At 55.4% G+C, this 21,194-nt stretch carries 21 protein-coding genes; 19 read left to right on the forward strand and 2 right to left on the reverse strand.

Features of this window, described 5'->3' with window-relative positions; translation table 11 throughout:
- The first annotated feature begins 6 nt into the window (after positions 1-6).
- From QC816_RS07050 to mgtE, 11 genes are all read left to right on the forward strand, one after another.
- Positions 7-921, forward strand: coding sequence for a ParB/RepB/Spo0J family partition protein (locus QC816_RS07050; protein WP_199284368.1), 915 nt, complete (start codon positions 7-9; stop codon positions 919-921).
- A 226-nt stretch (positions 922-1,147) separates the two neighbouring features.
- Positions 1,148-1,543 (forward strand): ATP synthase subunit I, encoded by a 396-nt coding sequence (locus QC816_RS07055; RefSeq protein WP_264824981.1) that lies wholly within the window; start codon positions 1,148-1,150, stop codon positions 1,541-1,543.
- A 16-nt stretch (positions 1,544-1,559) separates the two neighbouring features.
- The gene (gene atpB, locus QC816_RS07060; protein WP_199284366.1) at positions 1,560-2,387 is read left to right on the forward strand and encodes a F0F1 ATP synthase subunit A; all 828 of its coding nucleotides are present in this window, start codon (positions 1,560-1,562) and stop codon (positions 2,385-2,387) included.
- 82 nt (positions 2,388-2,469) lie between these two features.
- Positions 2,470-2,697, forward strand: coding sequence for a F0F1 ATP synthase subunit C (atpE, locus tag QC816_RS07065; protein WP_027337319.1), 228 nt, complete (start codon positions 2,470-2,472; stop codon positions 2,695-2,697).
- A gap of 77 nt (positions 2,698-2,774) precedes the next feature.
- Positions 2,775-3,245, forward strand: coding sequence for a F0F1 ATP synthase subunit B (locus QC816_RS07070; protein WP_066315677.1), 471 nt, complete (start codon positions 2,775-2,777; stop codon positions 3,243-3,245).
- A gap of 11 nt (positions 3,246-3,256) precedes the next feature.
- Complete coding sequence (locus tag QC816_RS07075) at positions 3,257-3,793, forward strand: F0F1 ATP synthase subunit delta (protein WP_066315678.1); 537 nt, start codon at positions 3,257-3,259, stop codon at positions 3,791-3,793.
- A 16-nt stretch (positions 3,794-3,809) separates the two neighbouring features.
- Positions 3,810-5,354 (forward strand): F0F1 ATP synthase subunit alpha, encoded by a 1,545-nt coding sequence (gene atpA, locus QC816_RS07080; RefSeq protein ID WP_199284365.1) that lies wholly within the window; start codon positions 3,810-3,812, stop codon positions 5,352-5,354.
- Between the two features lie 68 nt (positions 5,355-5,422).
- Complete coding sequence (gene atpG, locus QC816_RS07085; protein WP_066315682.1) at positions 5,423-6,310, forward strand: F0F1 ATP synthase subunit gamma; 888 nt, start codon at positions 5,423-5,425, stop codon at positions 6,308-6,310.
- A gap of 72 nt (positions 6,311-6,382) precedes the next feature.
- A complete protein-coding gene (gene atpD / locus QC816_RS07090; protein WP_066315690.1) occupies positions 6,383-7,762 on the forward strand; it encodes a F0F1 ATP synthase subunit beta in 1,380 nt (459 codons plus the stop codon).
- Positions 7,763-7,786: 24 nt separating this feature from the next.
- Positions 7,787-8,215: a F0F1 ATP synthase subunit epsilon gene (locus QC816_RS07095; protein ID WP_066315695.1), complete on the forward strand. Its 429-nt coding sequence runs from the start codon at positions 7,787-7,789 to the stop codon at positions 8,213-8,215.
- Positions 8,216-8,382: 167 nt separating this feature from the next.
- On the forward strand, positions 8,383-9,765 hold the full coding sequence (mgtE, locus tag QC816_RS07100) for a magnesium transporter (protein WP_085919197.1): 1,383 nt from the start codon (positions 8,383-8,385) through the stop codon (positions 9,763-9,765).
- A gap of 12 nt (positions 9,766-9,777) precedes the next feature.
- Here mgtE and QC816_RS07105 read toward each other — a convergent pair whose 3' ends face one another.
- On the reverse strand, positions 9,778-10,971 hold the full coding sequence (locus tag QC816_RS07105; protein WP_085919198.1) for a cation diffusion facilitator family transporter: 1,194 nt from the start codon (positions 10,969-10,971) through the stop codon (positions 9,778-9,780).
- 175 nt (positions 10,972-11,146) lie between these two features.
- Here QC816_RS07105 and QC816_RS07110 point away from each other — a divergent pair, with 175 nt between their 5' ends.
- From QC816_RS07110 to QC816_RS07145, 8 genes are all read left to right on the forward strand, one after another.
- Complete coding sequence (locus QC816_RS07110; RefSeq protein WP_309781472.1) at positions 11,147-11,947, forward strand: undecaprenyl-diphosphate phosphatase; 801 nt, start codon at positions 11,147-11,149, stop codon at positions 11,945-11,947.
- A gap of 15 nt (positions 11,948-11,962) precedes the next feature.
- On the forward strand, positions 11,963-13,081 hold the full coding sequence (locus QC816_RS07115; protein ID WP_085919200.1) for an FAD:protein FMN transferase: 1,119 nt from the start codon (positions 11,963-11,965) through the stop codon (positions 13,079-13,081).
- 1 nt (position 13,082) lies between these two features.
- Positions 13,083-14,450, forward strand: a complete 1,368-nt coding sequence (gene glmU, locus QC816_RS07120; protein WP_309781473.1) for a bifunctional UDP-N-acetylglucosamine diphosphorylase/glucosamine-1-phosphate N-acetyltransferase GlmU — start codon at positions 13,083-13,085, stop codon at positions 14,448-14,450.
- Positions 14,451-14,464: 14 nt separating this feature from the next.
- Positions 14,465-16,294: a glutamine--fructose-6-phosphate transaminase (isomerizing) gene (glmS, locus tag QC816_RS07125; protein ID WP_309781474.1), complete on the forward strand. Its 1,830-nt coding sequence runs from the start codon at positions 14,465-14,467 to the stop codon at positions 16,292-16,294.
- A 606-nt stretch (positions 16,295-16,900) separates the two neighbouring features.
- Positions 16,901-18,055 carry a hypothetical protein gene (locus tag QC816_RS07130; protein WP_309781475.1) on the forward strand — a complete coding sequence of 385 codons (1,155 nt, stop codon included), beginning with the start codon at positions 16,901-16,903 and terminating at the stop codon, positions 18,053-18,055.
- A gap of 105 nt (positions 18,056-18,160) precedes the next feature.
- Positions 18,161-18,589, forward strand: coding sequence for a hypothetical protein (locus tag QC816_RS07135; RefSeq protein ID WP_309781476.1), 429 nt, complete (start codon positions 18,161-18,163; stop codon positions 18,587-18,589).
- 35 nt (positions 18,590-18,624) lie between these two features.
- The gene (locus QC816_RS07140) at positions 18,625-19,329 is read left to right on the forward strand and encodes a C39 family peptidase (RefSeq protein ID WP_309781477.1); all 705 of its coding nucleotides are present in this window, start codon (positions 18,625-18,627) and stop codon (positions 19,327-19,329) included.
- A 213-nt stretch (positions 19,330-19,542) separates the two neighbouring features.
- A complete protein-coding gene (locus tag QC816_RS07145; protein WP_156524453.1) occupies positions 19,543-20,055 on the forward strand; it encodes a hypothetical protein in 513 nt (170 codons plus the stop codon).
- Between the two features lie 45 nt (positions 20,056-20,100).
- On the opposite strand, the gene QC816_RS07150 is transcribed toward QC816_RS07145, so the two are convergent.
- Complete coding sequence (locus QC816_RS07150; RefSeq protein WP_309781478.1) at positions 20,101-21,192, reverse strand: transporter; 1,092 nt, start codon at positions 21,190-21,192, stop codon at positions 20,101-20,103.
- Positions 21,193-21,194: the final 2 nt, after the last annotated feature.

A 21,194-nucleotide genomic window follows, 5' to 3' on the forward strand; every position in this document is an offset into this window, starting at 1 on the left:
ATGCCCATGACGCGTAAACCCGCGCTAGGACGTGGCTTGGATGCTCTGATTGGTGCTGGTGCACGTCGCCGCGATAGCCTTGAACTGACAGCAGCTTCAGCAGATAGCGATGGTGCTGCGGATACGGCTACCTCACCGACTCAGGAACGCCTTGAACGTTTGCCGCTCGGCCAGCTATCACGGGGTAAGTATCAGCCGCGCCGCGATATCCAGCCGGAAGCGCTGGAAGAGCTAGCCGACTCGATCCGTGCTCAGGGGGTCATGCAGCCCATTGTAGTGCGCCCGATTGGTGAAGACCGCTACGAGATTGTCGCCGGCGAACGCCGTTGGCGGGCGGCTCAGCTTGCTGAGTTGGACGTTATTCCCGCGGTTATCCGGGACGTCAGCGACGAAGTCGCCCTGGCGCTGGCATTGATCGAAAACATTCAGCGCGAGAACCTCAATGCCATCGAAGAGGCGCTGGCATTGAAACGGTTAGGCGACGAGTTTGAAATGACCCAGCAACAGATGGCCGATGCGGTAGGCAAATCGCGTACCCAGGTGGCCAATCTGTTACGCTTGCTGGCACTGGATAATGAGGTTCAGACGCTGCTCGAACGGGGAGATCTGGATATGGGGCATGCGCGTGCGCTTTTGACACTCAATAGTGCTCAGCAGCGCCAGGTTGCCCACGAAGTGGTCAATAATGACCTCACCGTTCGTGCCACGGAAGCGTTGGTCAAGAAAGTCCAAAGCCAACCGGTAGCACCCACACCCAGGCGTCAGGCAAAAACCTCTGACGTAGCGCGTCTGGAAACTCAACTGGGAGAACTGCTCGGCGCCCCTGTGTCCATTGACCATGGCCAGAGAGGCAAAGGAAAAGTCACGATTCGCTATACCAGCCTGGAAGAGTTGGACGGTATCCTTGAGCATATTAAATAGCCTGCTATTTATTTTATAAATAGCAGGCTTATTAAAAAACGGCGGAAAAAAGCTGTTTTTTCACTCTTTGGTCGCATATCGGCGCTTGAGAGAGTGAAATACCCACAACTTCGGTTGAAGGTCTTATAGCCCTTCCCTATAATCGCGCAAGATTTGTGCAGGCTGCGCAAGGTTGTTCATTGCCTGTAAACATGGCTTTTGACATAGCTTGATGGGCTGGAATGGCATGCAGCGACTGGAAACGCTTCGACGGCAGGCTTATGTCATCCGGTTAACGATTGCCCAATTGTTGGTCGCACTGGTTGGGTCGCTACTAGCATTGGTCGCCGTCGATAGCGGCAGCGCCATATCGGTAGCGCTGGGGGCACTGGTAGCTTTTCTGCCCCAGGCATTTTTTGTTCATCGGATGGCGATCTTCCAGCAGCGTGCGCCTGCATCACGCAATGCACTGAGGCTGTTTCGCGCCGAAGCAGGCAAGTTTGGTTTGACGGTGGCATTGTTTGCCATAGTGCTGAGCACAGTACCTCCCTCAAACCCCGCTTTCTTTTTTTGTGCTTATGTCGCGGTTGTTCTAATGCATTGGCTAGCGCCCTGGCTGATGCCTAGAGAATTGCGCAACTGATCGAGGTGACAAGTCTATGGCCGCAGGAAACGAAGTCTCGCCGACTTACTATATCCAGCACCACTTGCAGAATCTGACCTTTGGTAACCATCCAGAGAACGGCTGGTCACTGGCAAGTTCTGCTGAAGAAGCACGCGAAATGGGCTTCTGGGCGGTTCACCTGGACACCATGGGCTGGTCGATTGCCATGGGGCTGTTATTTATCTGGCTTTTCCGCAAGGCCGGCAAAATTGCCACGACCGGGGTTCCTGGGAAACTGCAAAACGCCGTCGAAATGGTGTTCGAGTTCGTCGAAAACATGGTCCAGGGCGCTTTCCACGGGCGTAACCCGATTATCGCACCGCTTGCATTGACGCTGTTCGTGTGGATTCTGCTGATGAACACGCTCAAGATCATCCCGGTGGATTACTTCCCGGAGCTGTTTGCCCGTCTGGGCGTTGATTACATGAAAATCGTGCCGACCACCGACCCCAATGCCACCCTCGGCATGGCGTTAGGCGTGTTCTGCCTGATTCTCTATTACAGCTTCAAGATGAAAGGTGTCGGTGGTTTTGCCAAGGAACTATCACTGACACCGTTCAATCACTGGGCGCTGATTCCTTTCAACCTGCTGCTGGAAATCATCGCGTTGCTGGTCAAGCCGTTCAGCCTGGCCATGCGTCTATTCGGTAACATGTTTGCCGGGGAAGTGATCTTCATCCTGATCGCCATGCTGCCCTTCTGGGCTATCTGGCTGCTGGATGTACCGTGGGCCATCTTCCATATCCTGATCGTTACCCTGCAGGCCTTCATCTTTACTGTGCTGTCCGTGGTATATCTGAGCTCGGCCCACGAACATCACTGAACGGAGCAATGCTTGCAATACGTTAACCTTTAACATCAACCCTCAACCTTGACCTTAACCTTGAGAAACTAGGAGCAATACCATGGAACTTATCTACGTTGCCGCTTCGATTATGATTGGCCTGGGCGCCCTGGGTACTGGCATCGGCTTTGCCATCCTGGGTGGCAAACTGATCGAGTCCACTGCACGTCAGCCGGAAATGAGCGATCAGCTGCAAACCAAAACCTTCCTGATGGCGGGTCTGCTGGACGCGGTACCGATGATTGGTGTTGGTATCGCGATGTACCTGATCTTCGTTGTTGCCGGTTAATGACAGCTTAGCCGAGCGGCATTCCGCTCGGTTCTGTTTCACTCCGGTCGCCACGAACCTGTCAGAGGTACATCCCTGTGAATATCAACATGACGCTAATTGGGCAGACGATCGCATTCGCGATCTTTGTCTGGTTTTGCATAAAGTATGTGTGGCCACCGATCAGCAACGCGCTCCATGAGCGTCAGAAGAAAATTGCTGATGGCCTGGACGCAGCCAGCCGTGCTTCTCGCGATCTCGAAGTCGCCCAGGAGAAAGCCGAGCAGACCCTGCGTGAGAGCAAGGAACAGGCTTCTCAAATTCTCGAGCAGGCCAACAAGCGTTCTGCTCAGATCGTTGAAGAAGCTCGCGATCAGGCCCGCGCCGAAGGCGAACGTCTGGTGGCAAGCGCACGTTCCGAGATTGAGCAAGAAGTGAACCGTGCTAAAGAGGATCTTCGTGCCCAAGTCTCTCACCTTGCCATCATCGGTGCTGAGCGCGTCTTGGAAGCGTCGGTCGACGAACAAGCCCATCGCAAGTTACTCGATGAGCTGGCTGCTGAACTGTAAGGAGGTGAATCATGGCGGAATTACTGACCGTCGCTCGTCCTTACGCTAAGGCGGCGTTTGAATACGCGCGTGATCATGAGGCGCTGGATAGCTGGTCAAAAGCGCTTGCATCTTTGAGTCAAGCCGTCACAGACAGTGATGTGCATCGTTTGCTGGGTAATCCGAAACTACTGGCCGAACAGAAAGCTGAGTTGCTGGCGGGCGTCTTGCCCGATCAAGGCGATGATGCTCAACGGCGGTTTCTGGACACGCTGGCAGATGAAGGTCGGCTTAACGCCTTGCCATCAATGGCTGATCAGTTCGAGCGCCTGCGCGCCGATCATGAACAGCGGGTTGATGTCGTGGTGTTATCGGCCTACAAGCTCGATAGCAAGCAGAAAACCAAGCTAAAGAACGCGCTCAAGAAACGTCTGAATCGCGAAATCTCCATTACCACTCAAGTGGATAAAACGCTGATTGGTGGCGTCATCCTGCGTGCCGGCGATACCGTCATTGACGGTTCGGTACGTGGACGATTGAACCGCCTTTCCGACGCGTTAACCGCTTGAGTCTGAGGGACATGGCATGCAGCAATTGAATCCTTCCGAGATCAGCGACATCATCAAGCAGCGAATCGAGAAGCTTGACGTCGCATCTGAAGCCCGTAATGAGGGCACCATCGTCAGTGTTTCCGACGGTATCGTGAAAGTTCACGGCCTCGAAGACGCGATGTTCGGTGAAATGATCGAATTCCCCAACAGCGTTTTTGGCATGGTACTCAACCTGGAGCGTGACTCCGTGGGTGCCGTGGTGCTGGGTGACTACCTGTTGCTTGAAGAGGGCATGACCGCGAAGTGTACTGGTCGTATTCTCGAAGTACCGGTAGGCCCCGAGCTGATTGGCCGTGTTGTCGATGCGTTGGGTAATCCCATCGACGGCAAAGGCGATATCAATGCCAAGCTGACCGATGCAGTAGAAAAGGTCGCCCCGGGTGTTATCACCCGCCAGTCAGTCGATGAGCCGATTCAAACCGGCCTGAAGTCGATTGACTCCATGGTGCCGATCGGCCGTGGTCAGCGTGAGCTGATCATCGGTGACCGTCAGATTGGTAAATCCGCCATTGCCATTGATGCCATCATCAACCAGAAAGGCAAGGGCGTGACCTGTGTTTACGTCGCCATTGGTCAGAAGCAGTCGACCATTGCCAACGTGGTACGCAAGCTCGAAGAGCACGGCGCGATGGAACACACCATCATCGTCGCTGCTGGCGCTGCCGACCCGGCACCCATGCAGTTCCTGGCGGCCTATTCCGGCTGTACCATGGGCGAATATTTCCGTGACCGCGGCGAAGACGCAATGATTGTCTATGACGATCTTTCCAAGCAGGCCGTGGCTTATCGTCAGGTATCGCTGTTGCTGCGTCGTCCGCCGGGTCGTGAAGCCTACCCAGGTGACGTTTTCTATCTCCACTCGCGTCTGCTTGAGCGGGCTGCTCGAGTGAACGTTGACTACGTTGAGAAGTTTACGGGCGGCGAAGTGAAAGGCAAGACCGGTTCCTTGACCGCGCTGCCGATCATCGAAACCCAGGGTGGCGACGTGTCTGCGTTCGTTCCGACCAACGTGATCTCGATCACTGACGGTCAGATTTTCCTTGAGACCAACCTGTTCAACTCGGGTATCCGGCCGGCAATCAACGCGGGTCTTTCGGTATCGCGTGTTGGTGGTTCGGCGCAGACCAAGATTATCAAGAAGCTCGGCGGTAGCGTGCGCCTTGCGCTGGCTCAGTATCGCGAACTGGCGGCATTCTCGCAGTTTGCGTCTGACCTGGACGAAGCCACCCGCAAGCAACTTGAACATGGTCAGCGCGTCACCGAGCTGATGAAGCAACACCAATACTCGCCGATGTCGGTAGCCGAGATGGCGCTTACGCTTTACGCCGCCAACGAAGGTCACCTGGATGATGTCGAAGTCAATAAAGTGCTGGACTTCGAGCGTGCCCTGCACGACTACATGAAGGCTGAGCACAGCGACTTGCTCGACAAGATCAACCAGACCGGCGACTACAACGAAGAGATCCAAGGCGGCTTGAAGTCGGGTCTCGAGAAGTTCAAGGCGACTCAGAGCTGGTAATGTCTGGCCCGTCTGAATTGGGCGGGTTTGCATGCTTTCTGAGAGCCACGAACGAAGGGTAGATCGCTATGGCAGCTGCAAAAGAGATACGCACCCAGATCGGGAGCATTAAAAATACGCAGAAAATCACCAGCGCCATGGAAATGGTCGCTGCGTCGAAAATGCGTAAAGCGCAAGAGCGGATGAAGGCTAGTCAGCCTTACGCCAGGCAGATTCGCAACGTGGTCAGCCACCTTGCCGACGCCAACCCCGAGTACAAGCACGACTATATGGTCGAGCGTAAAGAGGTGAAGCGCGTTGGTTATATTGTGGTCTCCACCGACCGTGGTTTGTGCGGCGGCCTGAACCATAACCTGTTCAAGGCCGTGGTGAAGGATGCCAAGGCCTGGCATCAGGAAGGCGCTGGACTGGACTTCTGCGCGCTTGGCGCGAAGGCCAGTGGCTTTTTTCGCAACTATGGGGGCAACCTGGTTGCCGCCAAGAGCGGGCTAGGCGAAGCGCCATCGGTCGAAGGTCTGATTGGCAGTATCAAGGTCATGCTCGAAGCGTACGATGAAGGCAATATCGACCGCTTGTACGTGGTGCATAACGAGTTTATCAACACCATGACGCAACAGCCGGTGGTACGTCAGCTTCTTCCGCTGTCGACCGATATTGGTGAAGACGCAGAGCAAGACGACGAAAACGCCCGTCCCGGAAGCTGGGACTACCTGTATGAGCCGGATGCCAAGGCGTTATTGGATAGCCTGCTGGTTCGTTTCATTGAATCGCAGGTGTATCAGGCGGTTGTGGAAAACGTGGCGTGCGAGCAAGCCGCCCGGATGATCGCCATGAAGAGTGCAACCGATAACGCGGGCAATCTGATTGACGATCTGGAAATGGTTTATAACAAGGCCCGCCAGGCCGCCATTACCCAGGAAATTTCCGAGATCGTCGGCGGCGCTGCCGCCGTATAACGCCTAGGGAGCCGACGCTTTAGCGGCTCCCGGCAGACAGGTTTCATTTGCAGGTTTTTGAGAGGAACCAAGATGAGCGGACGTATCGTACAAATCATCGGCGCGGTGATTGACGTAGAGTTTCCGCGGGACTCTGTGCCCAAGGTCTACGACGCGCTGAAGGTCTCTGATGTAGAGACCATCCTCGAAGTCCAGCAGCAGCTGGGCGACGGCGTGGTGCGCACCATCGCCATGGGCTCCACTGAGGGCTTGAAGCGTGGCATGGACGTGGCCGACACAGGTGCTGCGATTTCGGTCCCCGTGGGTAAAGCCACGCTGGGCCGTATCATGAACGTGCTCGGCGAGCCGATTGATGAAGCAGGTGAAATCGGCGAAGACGAGCGCATGCCGATTCACCGCAAGGCACCTGGCTATGCCGACCAGGCAGCGTCTGAAGAGCTGCTGGAAACCGGGATCAAGGTTATCGACCTGGTCTGCCCGTTTGCCAAGGGTGGTAAGGTCGGCCTGTTCGGCGGTGCCGGTGTCGGTAAAACCGTCAACATGATGGAGCTTATCCGCAACATCGCCACCGAACACAGCGGCTACTCGGTATTCGCGGGTGTCGGTGAGCGTACGCGTGAGGGTAACGACTTCTATCACGAAATGACCGAATCCAACGTTATCGACAAGGTATCGCTGGTCTACGGTCAGATGAACGAGCCGCCGGGCAACCGTCTGCGCGTGGCGTTGACCGGCCTGACCATTGCGGAAAAATTCCGTGACGAAGGTCGCGACGTTCTGCTGTTCGTCGATAACATCTACCGCTATACCCTGGCGGGTACCGAAGTATCGGCCCTGCTGGGTCGTATGCCGTCAGCGGTGGGTTATCAGCCGACGCTGGCCGAAGAGATGGGCGTTCTGCAGGAACGTATCACCTCGACAAAGACAGGCTCGATCACCTCCGTACAGGCCGTTTATGTACCGGCGGATGACTTGACCGATCCGTCGCCGGCCACCACCTTCTCGCACCTGGACGCTACCGTGGTATTGGCGCGTTCGATTGCCGAGTTGGGTATCTATCCGGCCATCGATCCGCTCGATTCCACGTCGCGCCAGTTGGATCCGTTGGTGGTTGGTCAAGAACATTACGACACCGCACGCGGCGTTCAGGGTGTTCTGCAGCGTTACAAGGAACTCAAGGATATCATCGCGATCCTGGGCATGGATGAGCTGTCTGACGAAGACAAGCTGGCCGTTGCCCGCGCGCGTAAAATCCAGCGCTTCCTGTCGCAGCCGTTCTTCGTGGCCGAGGTGTTCACCGGTGCACCGGGCAAATACGTGTCGCTGAAAGACACCATCCGTGGCTTCCAGGGCATCCTCGAAGGCGAGTACGATGACCTGCCGGAACAGGCCTTCTACATGGTCGGCTCCATCGACGAAGCAGTCGAGAAAGCCAACCAGATGAAGAAGTAATCCCGTCCATTAGGGGGATTCGCTATGGCGAATAGCTTCACTTGCAATATCGTCAGCGCTGAAGCGTCCATCTACTCGGGAACGGTCGAGATGGTGGTTGCCTCTGGCAGCACGGGCGATCTGGGTATTCTACCCGGTCACGCGCCGTTGCTGACGGAACTCAAGCCAGGGCCGGTACGGGTGATTCACGATGGTGGCGAAGAAGAACATTTCTTCGTGACTGGCGGCTTCATGGAAGTCCAGCCAGATATCGTGACCGTGTTGGCCGATGCTGCATCGCGTGCCAGCGACCTCAATGAGGCGGCTGCCGAAGAAGCGCGTCAGCAAGCGCTGAAAGCCTTTAACGACAAGACGTCCGAGCTCGACTATACGCGGGCTGCTGCGGAGCTTGCCGAAGCCGTTGCCCAGTTGCGAACGATCCAGCAACTGCGCAAAAAAGCGGGTAAAGGCTAAAACCGTCACGCTTGGCGTGAAATACAACGCCCCTTGAACCCGTCATTAGGGTTCAAGGGGCGTTTTTTTTGTCTGGTAGTATATAAAACAGAAACGGAATGGCAGCCATAATGCAGGAATGATGAATATCCGCCGCGTAGCCTTCGCAAGCGTATAAGGAGAATGTCGTGTCATTGAACGATGAAACGCTGCAAGCCATAAAAATTGAGCTGCTTGACGAGCTTGAAAAGGACGCACCGAACACGGCACTGTTTGCTGAACGTCTGAGTGAGATCCGGTCGGCGGATATTGGCGAAATCCTCGAAGATCTGATCGAGGAGGACGACGCCTTGGACGAGGCGTTGGCGTTACTCGATGTTTTGTCCACCGAACGCGCCGCCAATGTCTTGGGTTATTTACCCGGCGAAAGCCAGCTAGAGGTCATCGGCAGTCTCTCGGATGCCTATGCACTCAAGCTGTTGGAAGAAATGGGCTCCGATGAGCGGGCCGATTTGTTCAACCTGCTCGATGAAGACCGCCGTGAAGCCTTGTTGCGTCGCATGGCCCACAGGGAGCGTGAAGACCTTAAGCGATTGGCCAGCTACGAGGAGGGCACTGCCGGGGCGATCATGACCTCGGATTACGTTGCGATTGCCAGTGGCATGACCGTCTCTCAGGCGATGATGCGGGTACGCCAGACCGCGCCTGACGCTGAAACGGTCTATCAGCTCTATGTGCTGGACAGCGAAGGTCAGTTGATAGGCACCATGTCGTTGCGCCAATTGATGGTTGCCCGCCCGGGCGCGCTGGTCGACAACATCATGATCAAGGATGTGATCAGTACTCCGGTGGATAAAGGGCAGGAAGACGTCGCCAAGATCGTGGCGCGCTATGATCTGCTGGCCCTGCCGGTGATCGATGCTGATGGTCGGATGGTGGGGATCGTCACCCATGATGACGCCATGGACGTGGCCGAGTCGGAAGCCACAGAAGATATCCACAAGGGGATGTCGATCGGTCAGTTGGAGGACGGCGTTAGCCGGGTACCGCTTTGGACGCTATATCGCAAGCGGGTGTTCTGGCTGGTGTTGCTGGTGTTCGCCAATCTGTTCTCCGGCGCGGGCATTGCCTATTTTGAAGACACTATTGCGGCGCAGGTTGCCCTGGTATTCTTTTTGCCGCTGCTGATCGGCAGCGGTGGTAACGCAGGGGCTCAGGCCGCCACCTTGATGGTGCGCGGGATGGCCACCGGTGATGTCAGCGTCAAAGACTGGGGAAAAATGCTTGGCCGTGAGCTGTTGGTGGCCGGTTCGCTGGGAGTCACCATGGCGATTGCGGTAGCACCTATCGGGGTGATTCGTGGTGGTGAGGCGGTGGCGATCATCGTCGCACTCAGCATGGTGACCATCGTCATGTTCGGCAGCCTCATCGGCATGTGTCTGCCGTTCGTGCTGGAACGCTTCAAGGTGGACCCTGCGACGGCATCGGCGCCGCTGGTGACAACGCTGATTGATGCCTCCGGGGTGTTGATTTACTTCAGTATTGCAACCGCTGTTCTCACCCCGCTCTAAAAGGCGGTATGGCTAGCGCATGCTGTAGCTAGCCGCGCGGGTGATGAACAACACTTCAACATTACCCAGCCATTCGATATCGCTGGCCAGTGCTTTCAACTGGCTGGCAAGGCATTGGGGCGGTTGGTGAACGGCGTCGCTGATAATCAGCGACACTGAGATTTTATCGTTAAGGTAGTGAAGCTGTAGCTCATTGAGCGTCCGCCATACCGGGTGCTTGTACCACCGCGCATCCAGGGCTGCCTCTACTTCGGGGCGCAAGGGAAGGCCTGGAAGGCGGCTTGGGTCGCCTTCGCCAGCGTCGTCTTCCGGGTCGATATGAAATATGACGTCGGTTAATGCAGGAAACTGATGGCGCAGACGACGACTGACCTCATTGCCGATTTCATGGGCTTCCGAGACGGTGATCTTGGGGCCGACCACAATGTGCAAATCGACCATTACCCAGCCAGCGGATTGGCGGGTACGCAGGTCATGGACACTGTCCACGCCAGGCACTCCGCAGGCTACGTCATGCATCTGCTGTTGGGCGTCTTCGGGTAGGGCGGTATCGACCAGCTCGCGAGCCGACTCCCATAGCAAGTCCCAGCCGACTTTACCGACCAGCAAGCCAACGATAATGGCGGCCACGGCGTCCAGCCAACCCAGGCCAAACTGGGCGCCGAGCAGGGCAACCAATACCACTGCAGTGGAGAGGGCATCGCTACGCGAGTGCCAGGCGTTGGCTTCCAGCAGTTTGGAACCGACCCGTTTGGCGATTTGCATGGTGTAGCGGTAGATCCACTCTTTACTGAGCAACGCAATAACCGTCACCACAATGGCGAACACGCCTGGCGCATTAATATCGGCGCCGCTGAACAAACGATCCAGACTTGACCAGGCAATACCCCCCGCAACGAAAATCAGCACACTTCCCAGCAGCAGCGTGGTAAGGGTTTCGATCCGGCCATGGCCATAATGGTGGTCTTTATCGGGCTCCTGGCGACCGTAATGAATCGCTGCCAGGACAAAACCGTCAGTGACTAAATCAGATAATGAATGAATGCCGTCAGCAATCAACGCGGCGGAACCGACCATCAACCCGACGGCGACTTTAATGATGCTCAGAAGCCCATCCAGCCAGGCACCAATATAGGTGACACGCTTTGCTTCGCGGCTTTGTAACTGAGAATCTTGAATAACCGATGAGTCGACGCGCTGAGTCATGAGGTACCTTGCAGGGACGCCCCTTGGCGAATAGGTGCCTTATTGTAGCGCACTCACCTGCGTGCTCTATAGTCCCAAGCGGTTGAAGAATGCTAATGGCGGACAAGTTTGGCCAGGATGTGTATCCTTAAGCGCCAATATGTCCCCCTCAACCGAGAGCAGATGAGGATAAGCAATGGATTGGCTTCAGGTGGTGGTATTAGCCCTGGTGCAGGGAGTGTCCGAGTTTTTGCCGGTGTCCAGTTCTGCTCATTTGATTTTGGTGCCTGTGCTCACCGAGTGGCAAGATCAGGGCTTGGCTTTCGATGTGGCGCTGCACTTGGGCAGTCTGTTAGCAGTCGTGGTCTATTTTCGTGCTGAGCTGTGGCAGATGATGACGAGCTGCGTTTCCGCGTTGAAAGGCCAACTTGTCGATCGCGATGCACGTCTGGCCGGTTGGGTGATTATCGCTACGCTACCGGTATGCACCGTGGGTTTTTTAATGCGGGATGTGGTGTCGGAGTATATGCGTTCGCCACTGATTATCGGCGTCAGCTTGATCGTTTTTGGCCTCTGGCTGGGCTATGCCGATTGGCAAAAACGTGGGGTGCGTAGCGAATATCAGCTAACGTTGACAGATACACTATGGATTGGCGTGGCTCAGGCCCTGGCGCTAATTCCCGGCACGTCGCGCTCAGGCGTTACCATGACCGCCGCGCTGATGCTGGGAATGAGCCGCGAAGGTGCGGCACGCTTTTCCTTTTTACTTTCCATTCCGGTCATTGTGCTAGCGGGCGGGTTAGAAGCGATAGAGCTTATTGGCCAACCCAACCCGGTCGACGGACCCGCAATGCTTGTGGGAACGCTACTTTCCGGTTTGAGCGCCTATGCGTGTATTCATTTTTTCCTGGCGCTGATCAAACGGTTGGGGATGCAGCCTTTTGTGTTATATCGCGTTCTTTTTGGCGCTTGGCTGCTATGGTTTTTTCATGGTTAGGGCGGAGTAACAACGATGCGACAGGGTCGTCATTTGTGGTGCTATTGCGGCGTGGTCGTGCTGCTAACGATAGCGTTGATAGGCTGCTCGGAAACCGATCGGCCGCTGGAATCGCCAGTTAAACTGGAAGGCAATATATTCGGTACTTTCTATCAAGTGACGATGGCCGATTCGCTCACCCAGGGACAAGTCAACACGATTGAAGCGGGTATCGAGCAGGAACTGGAAAGCGTCGATCAATCGATGTCGACCTACCGCGACGACGCCGAGCTGATGGCCTTCAATCGATCGCCACTAGGCGAGTGGCAGCCGTTGTCAGACGGACTCATCGACGTATTGGCGATAAGCCAGTCAATTGCCGAATCAAGCGATGGCGCTTTCGATATTACCATCGGAGACCTGGTCAATCTGTGGAGTTTTGGCCCTGAGGCTCGACCTGAAGAAGTACCATCAGCTCAAGAGCTTAGTGATCGATTGGCGCGGGTAGGCTTCGACGCCATTGAACTGGATACGCAGGCGCTTGAGGCGCGGCGTATCCGTGACGTGTTCGTTGATCTGTCGGCCATTGCCAAAGGTCACGCCACCGACCGCGTCGCCGCCTATCTGGATCAGCAAGGGGTCGAGAATTATTTGGTCAATCTGGGTGGGGATTTGATTACCCGCGGCGTTCGAGATGTAGATGAACAGACCGCGTGGCGCGTCGGCATTGAAGTGCCAGAGAACGGACAACAGCGCGCCCAGCATGTACTGCCGCTTGATTCGATCTCGGTGGCGACATCAGGCGACTATCGGAATTACTTTGAGGCTGACGGCCAGCGCTATTCGCACACGATTGACCCGCGCACTGGTCAGCCGATCACCCACGACCTGGCCTCGGTGTCGGTCTTTCATCCCTCCAACGCCTGGGCCGATGGTTGGGCCACTGCGCTGATGGTGGCAGGGGATGAAGAAGGCATGTCGATGGCCCGCGACCATGACCTGAATGTACTGATGCTGGTACGCGAGGGAGGCCAATGGCGAAGCCTGGCCAGCCCCGCCTTTGCCCAGCACTTTGGGGATGAGCTCGTTGAATCGTTAGAGATAGAGGTTGCGTCTGCCCGCGCGGACGACCGTAAAACCGCGACAGGTAATTAACATGCAAGAACTCGATATTGTCATTCTCGCGGCCGGTAAAGGCACGCGAATGCGTTCTCAGATCCCCAAAGTGTTGCATACGCTGGCGGGTAAGCCGATGGTTCAGCATGTGCTGGATACGGCCGCCGGCCTATGTCCATCGCGCATTCATGTCGTGATTGGCCATGGTGCCGACCAACTGCGCGAAGCACTGGTTGATTATCCCGTGACGTTTGCTGTTCAGGCCGAGCAAAAAGGCACTGGGCATGCGGTCGCCCAAGCGCTACCGCAGTTGGGCAGCGGTAAAGTACTGGTGCTGTACGGTGATGTCCCATTGATACACCGTGATTCGCTGGCGGCGTTACTGGCCCAGGTGGATGATCAGCATATGGGGCTTTTAACCGTCATGTTAGAAGACCCCGCTGGCTATGGGCGTATTGTGCGCAATTCAGAAGGCGAGGCCGTAGCGATCGTCGAGCAGAAAGACGCCAGCCCGGAGCAACTCGCCATTACCGAGTGCAACACGGGCATGATGGCGATGACCAGTGCGCAATTGAAACGCTGGATGCCTCGACTCTCGGCAGATAATGCTCAGGGCGAGTATTACCTGACCGATGTGATTGCCATGGCTAAAAGCGACGGCATCACGGTTTGCACCGCCCAACCTTCCACCGCCACAGAGGTCGAAGGCGTCAACAACCGCGCCCAGATGGCGCGCCTGGAACGTGCCTACCAGGCCCAAGTCGCCGAGAAACTCATGGAACAGGGGGTAGCGTTGGCTGACCCGGCACGACTTGATGTGCGCGGCAGCCTCACCTGTGGCCATGATGTGTTTATCGACGTGGGCTGTGTGTTTGAAGGCGAGGTCGAATTAGGTGAGGGTGTGCGTATTGGGCCCTACTGCGTGATTAAAAATAGTACGATCGGAGCCGAGAGCCGCGTGGATTCACATAGTGTCATCGACCAAACGGTGGCCGCTGGACTTAACCAGATTGGACCCTTTGCCCGACTGCGCCCGGGTACCCGGCTAGCGGTCAAGGCGAAAGTCGGTAACTTTGTCGAGACAAAAAATGCCGATGTTGGTGAAGGCAGTAAAATTAATCACTTGAGCTACGTGGGTGATGCGCGTCTGGGGCGTGGTGTCAATGTCGGCGCGGGTACGATTACCTGTAACTACGATGGGGCTAACAAACACCTTACCGACATTGGCCATCATGCCTTTATTGGTTCCAACACGGCTCTGGTGGCACCGGTGAGTATTGGGGAAGGCGCCACGGTGGGGGCTGGCTCGACTATCGCCAAGGACGTCAGCGATCATGCGTTGGCCGTATCGCGGGGGCGGCAACTCGAGAAAAGCAACTGGCAGCGTCCACTCAAGCATCACGACTGAAAAGGGGAAGGCCTATGTGTGGCATCGTCGGCGCCGTTGCCCAGCGCAACGTCCAGGGTATCTTATTGGAAGGGTTAAAACGTCTCGAATACCGTGGTTACGACTCGGCCGGCATGACGGTTTACGATGGCTGTTCGCTGACCCGCCACCGGGCGATAGGCAAGGTGGCAGCGCTTTCAAGCAAGCTGGATGAAGCGGCATTACCCGGGAAATCAGGGATTGCCCATACCCGCTGGGCCACGCACGGAAAACCTTCTGAAGCCAACGCACACCCCCACCAAAGCGGTGATCAGGTTGCCGTTGTACACAATGGCATTATCGAAAATTACGAAGCCATCAAAGATCGGCTGCAAGCCAGCGGCTACCGTTTTACCTCTGAAACCGATACCGAGGTCATTGCTCACTTACTCGCCGAGAAACTGGATAGCGGCCTTAGTTTATTTGATGCCACCCAGCAGATCGTCAACGGCTTGGGCGGTGCTTATGCGCTGGGCGTGATGAGCGCTAACTCTCCAGGCGTTGTCGTCGGCGCACGTCAGGGCAGCCCTCTGGTGGTTGGCGTCGGTATTGACGAAGCATTTTTGGCCTCCGATCCACTGGCGCTGTTGCAGGTTACCGACCGATTCATTTATTTGGAGGAAGGCGACCTGGTAGAGCTGCGTGAGCCGGGCGCTATTCGTATTGTTGACCAGCACGGAAAAGCGGTTGAACGACCGGTTCAGACATTTGAGCATGGTGATGGCGCGGCAAGTAAAGGTAACTATCGTCACTTCATGCTCAAAGAAATCTTTGAACAGCCCGAGGTAATCCGGGCCGCGCTTGAAGGGCGTTTAAGCGATGATCACGTCTTGGTCGAAAGTTTTGGCCCCGATGCCGCGGCTATTTTTCAAGCCACCCGGCAAATCCATATTATCGCCTGTGGCACCAGTTATCATGCTGGTCTGGTGGCACGCTATTGGTTAGAGCGTTATGCCGGTATCCCCGTGCAGGTGGAAGTGGCATCCGAGTATCGCTACCGCTATCCCGTGGTGCCCGAGGGCACACTGTTTGTCACGCTTTCCCAGTCCGGTGAAACCGCCGATACCCTGGCGGCGCTGCGCTATGCAAAACAACTGGATTACGTGGGTACCCTGGCCATTTGCAACGTGCCGGGTAGCTCATTGGTGCGTGAATCGGATGTGACCCTGATGACCCGGGCAGGGCCTGAAATCGGTGTCGCATCAACCAAAGCGTTTACTACCCAGCTTGTCGGTTTGATGTTGCTGACACTGTCAATTAGTAGGGTGCATGGCCGCGATGATCATCACGCCGATATCGTATCGGCATTGAAAGCTTTACCCGCACTTTGCCAACAAGTGCTGGCGTTAGATCCGGCAATCGAAGTGCTGTCGGAGGCATTTGCTGAAAAACATCACGCGTTGTTCTTGGGACGTGGTGCGCATTTTCCGGTGGCCCTTGAAGGTGCACTCAAGCTTAAGGAAATTTCCTATATCCATGCGGAAGCCTACCCAGCCGGTGAGCTGAAGCATGGACCGCTGGCACTGGTGGATGCTGATATGCCGGTGATTTCGGTGGCCCCTAACGACGAGTTGCTTGAAAAACTCAAGTCGAATCTACAAGAGGTGCGCGCGCGCGGAGGAGAACTGTTTGTGTTTGCCGATGAGCAGGTCGGAATCGAAGAACGTGATGATATTCGGGTATTACGCTTGCCTCATATCCACGAAGCACTGACCCCGTTGCTGTACACCTTGCCGTTGCAACTGTTGAGCTATCATGTCGCGGTACTTAAAGGTACTGACGTGGATCAGCCGCGTAATCTGGCGAAAAGTGTCACGGTAGAGTAGTGCCTGACAAAGGGGTAACAACAAGACAGTTGCTGCCCCTTTTTCACCAATGTTATTTCCCTTCCTTTAAAAATTCAGCCAAGTTTTCCAGTGGCTTATATATCTCTGACGGATGTTTCAAGACAGTGCTCATGCCCAGTCGATGGACACAATGCGACATGATTCTCAGAGCATCTCTTCCGGTTCGATAAAAGCTTCAGTGCCAGTGGTATCGCATTGGCATTTGATCAATGATCGCATCAGTTTTTTCCCCATTCCTTGTTGTAACGTTCTCGTTGCACTTTATGGAATGTTAGAAAACAACTGTTTTTAAAAAGAATACGCTTAAATTTAAGACTTTTATCGTTCAACTGTTCCGCGGGTGAAACACTAATCATAAAGTGACAAACCCAAGGGCAATGTTTGAATGGGATCAAAGTGTCCGCCATTTATAATTTTTCTTTTCTTACAGTTGATTACATCCAATTGGGCTTTAACTGGCATAGATCATGCTCCTGGGTTGGTGGCTGCGAGCGAGATGCATTCTTCAAGGGTCCAGAATTGAACATCAGGGATGATGGCAAAAGTTCGCAGGCTGCAGCAGACAATTCAAATGGAGACACGAACATGAAAAAGTATCTCGTAGTAGCCGGTACGCCTCTACTGGCCATTGTGATGGCCATCTCTACGGCGAATGCCAACCCTAGCGCAGGATTAGCAGAAGAGGTAGATCAGACGGTGGACTCTCAGGCCAACGCGACCGGCGGCAGCAGTGGAAGCGCGAATGGCGCTAGTGGGTCTGGTCAGGGCACTGGTGGCAGTGTTTATGCCAATGTCGACGGCGACTTTGATGAAAGTTCGGATGACAATAACCTAACCAGTGGTAACGGTACCGGTGGCGCTGCAAGTGGAACAGGGATGGGTGGCACCGGGGGGACAACGGGCCGTGGAGGTGATGCTTGGGCAATGAGCGAATCCTACAACACCTCGACCAATGTCATCTCGATGCAAGATATGAGCTCCACCGTCAGCGGCGCTAGTATCAACGTCTATGGCGGCGGCGGAGCCACTGGAGCGGCTGGCGGTGCTGGCGGTGACGCTTATGCCGATAGCTACGGTGAAGGTGCCGGTGGCGAAGGTGGTCAGGGGCAGGGAGGCTATGGCGGTAGTGCGACTGCCGATGGCGGCGATGGCTACGAAGGTGGTTATGGCGAAGGCTATGCCGAAGGATACGGTGACGGCTCTGGCGATGGCGGCGATGCGGGTGCTGCCAATGGCAATACGGATGCTCAGGGTGGTACCGCCCAAGGCTATGCGTCTGTCACGGCCGATGATATCGATGATGACAACACGAATACGCCTACCAACGGTGATAGCACCAACGGTGACGCTACTGCTAGCTCTGCCGTGGCGGGTGGAACCGCAGGTAACGGTTCTGGCACCGGCTCCGGCACCGGTTCAGCTTCTGGCGTCGGCGGTGATGGCGGTGATGGAGGCCTAGCGACAGCCAGCGGCGGTAACGGCGGTGCAGGCAGCGGCGGCAACGGTGGTAGCGGGCAGGGAGTGGGCGGTGACGCCGCTGCGGTAGCTGGCAACGGTGGCAATGGTGGCAATGGTGGCAATGGCGGTGCTGCAAGATTGGCAACAGGTGCAGCCAGTGTTTCCGTGGCGGCCGGGGTGTTCGGCGGCATCAACAATATGAACGTGACCACCGGCCTGTACAACGCTCAGGTATCGGGTACCAACGTCGCGGCTCACAGCAATGTGAGTATTGGCAACTGATTTAGAGCGCTAATGGCGCTTTAACGAACCGGGAGCTGGTGGGCGCAAATCCATCGGCTCCCTCGATGAACTGTCCGTATGGATAGGGTGCCGGGAGCCAGTGCCATGAAGGTGTCTTCAGTCAGTTCAATTCAATCCGAGTTACTTGGTCCTCAGCGTGCGCTGACGGTCATTACGCTCGTCGCTTTGATGATCGTCCTGGGAGTGACAAAGAGTCAGGCCGACGATCGTCATGCGCTTAACAGCAATGGTTTTGAAGCGATGCAACGGATGGATATAGAGGAAATGGATAGGGCCAGGGCCAGGGAAGGTGAGGCGCTCGTCAATTTCAATACAGTAAAAAGCATCCAGAACATGAAAGCGTCGGTGACAGATACTTCCTTCAATATTGGCGGAAATATGGCCTCAGGCAATATCAGTTTTGCTTCTGATGCCTTGGGGAGCTATAGCGGCACAGGCATTTTCAGTGCCGTGACGGGTAATGGGAATTCCATCAACAATGCCGTGGGTATCAGTGTCTTTATCGCCAACTGAGCCTTGATCGGGTTTTCCACAAGGAATGATGCGCCATGAAACTAGATAGACAACTTTGCTCTGGCATGGCGTCACTCTTTCTTGTTGGCAACGTGATGGTCGCCCATGCCGGACAGGTCGCCATATTCAATCGTTTCGGTAGTTTTCAGGTCGAGGCCCAGAGTCTGCAGGAAAAGGGTTGGGACAGAGTGGTTCGCCAGCAATATGATTTCAGCTGTGGTTCTGCATCTGTTGCGACCTTGCTGACGTTTCATTATCAGCGTGAGACCACCGAGGCAGACGTGTTTGAAAGCATGATTCGTGCCGGGGATGCCGAGCAGATCCAGCGACATGGCTTTTCCATGTTGGATATGAAGCGATTTCTGGATGCTCAGGGGCTCAACTCCGATGGGTTCAGAATCAGCCTGGATGACTTTATTCGCATTGGTGTGCCCGCCATTACGATGGTGAACACGGCGGGTTACAAGCACTTTGTCGTTGTGAAGGGGGTGGATGCCAATAATATTCTGATTGGGGATCCCGCGGCAGGTACCCAGGTGGTACCCAAGGATCACTTCGAATCGCTGTGGGACGGAACGGTTCTGGGCGTGCGCGAGGAAATCGAGATTGCCCGGAAAAACTTCAATAACGAGCAGGATTGGGCCGTGCGCCCCGATTCACCTCTGTCGGTAGGAGTGAACCGTTCAAGCCTAGGTGCCAGTCTGCTGACCCTTCCCGCCAGAAATGAGATGGGTCGATGATGAGGAAATACGAAAATGCCATCTCAATCAAGCACCATGCTTAGGCGAAGGGGCGGGCGATGGATCGGTGCAGCGCTGATGATAGCGGCGACCGGCACTGGGGCAGCTTCCCCACCGGCAAGCAATGCAGCGTCAGAATCATCAAGTAGCCATTGGGAAGCTTCTTCAGGTTATCCAGTACCCGCGAGTCTTTACACTGAGGTTGTATCCTCATTGACTGTAAATGATGAATTTAGTCGAGGCGTCGTTATTGCAGAGATAGAGCTCGATCAATTGCGAGCGGGATTCAGTCTTGGTGGGCTCGACGTGGACTTCGGGGCCAGGCTACAGACCCTGATCGATAACAGCATTGAGCTGGTGTCGGTTGTCAACTTCACCAGGGCGGGCATCGACGTTGTGTCCCAGACATTTCGCGCCCCTTCTGGTTCAGTCAGTCAGGTGGGGCCTGGTACGGGAGTGCTCGTCACTGATCTGACACCAGCTGGCGTGGATTTATCGGGTCTGGCAGGTTTTTCTGGCGTTACGTTGAGCGATGCCAAAGGCTTTACGGCAGCCTTGCAAAATATCACTCGTGACGCCATCGTCAGCGGCGTAGTGAGCAATGCTTCTGGACGGAATATACAGCAGCGGATCAATGTTGATGTTCAACTCAACAACATTGGAGCATTGAAGGCAGCCAGGCAACGGGCCGCGATTGTTGATTCCTTTTCAGGTATCTTGCGCTGATACGACAGCTGCCGATGAGGCAGCTGTCGACGTTTCTTCCTTTAGCTAAAAAATGCCCATGCCGATAGGCATGCGAAGTGTCAGGGTTGTATCCGGCGCATCATCGGTGATGCCCAGCTCCAGGCCCAGGTTGAGCGAGACATCCGGATTTAACTGGTAGGACCACCCGAGGAGCAGGGAGCCAACGTTCAGGGTATTTGAGCTGACCTTAACCGTGTTGCCGGTACTGTTATTGACAAACTTTGTTGTCGTTTCGCCGATGAAGTCGTTTTTGTAGCCCAGCGTAAAGGACGTTTTCGGATTGATTGAGTAGGCCATGCCGAAACTCAATCGAATGGTATCTCCGGGATCTACCTCGCCTATGATCAGGTCGTCATCATCTTGAGTAACTTGCTGATTGACATCATCTTCAAGGTTGAAGACATAGCCAAGGTTAGCGAAATAGACAGCGGGCGCCGAGGGGACGAGCATGGTGAGGCTGGGCTCGAAGGAATGAAAGCCGGTGCCGGTGGTTAACTCCAATGGAGTGCCGGCGCTGTTACGACGAATATCGAAGGGGCCTTCACCGGTGGTGCTCTTGTAGCGCAGGTTACCGATGAAGTAGGGCATACCATTCAGGCCACGGTTTAGCTGGTAGTGGGCGGCAAATTCGATATCGCCTAGCGCATTATTGGATAATTCACGGTTCAACGTAAAATCGGGATTAACTTCTGAGACCGTGACACGATTCGACTCATCCCGATAGACATAAGGCACTTTCATCTCGAGTTCCAGGCGGTCGGTAAAACCCAGCCGTCCCGTCAGAGAGGCAGTATAGCTATCACGGTCGACATCCTGTGCGGTAAACACCCCGATCAGCAGGGTGCTCAATACTTCGATACCCTCGAAGGTCGTTCGGTTAATGCTCTCGTGGGAGTACTGGAATTCGGGCTCCAGAACCAGCCTGCCCTTGGGGGTCAAGACGCCTCCATATTCCGCCATTGCCTGGACGTCTGGCTGGGTCTCCTGCTGGTCGGGGCCCCGTCCAACGGGCTGAACCTGCGAGTCCTCGGTTGTCTGTTGAGCCAGCACCGGTGTGCAACTGATAAAAGATGCCAAGCCGGCGGTATAGAGGAGTTTAGTGCCACGTGGAGTCATGG

Source organism: Vreelandella janggokensis (assembly GCF_031451615.1).
GTDB lineage: Bacteria > Pseudomonadota > Gammaproteobacteria > Pseudomonadales > Halomonadaceae > Vreelandella > Vreelandella janggokensis.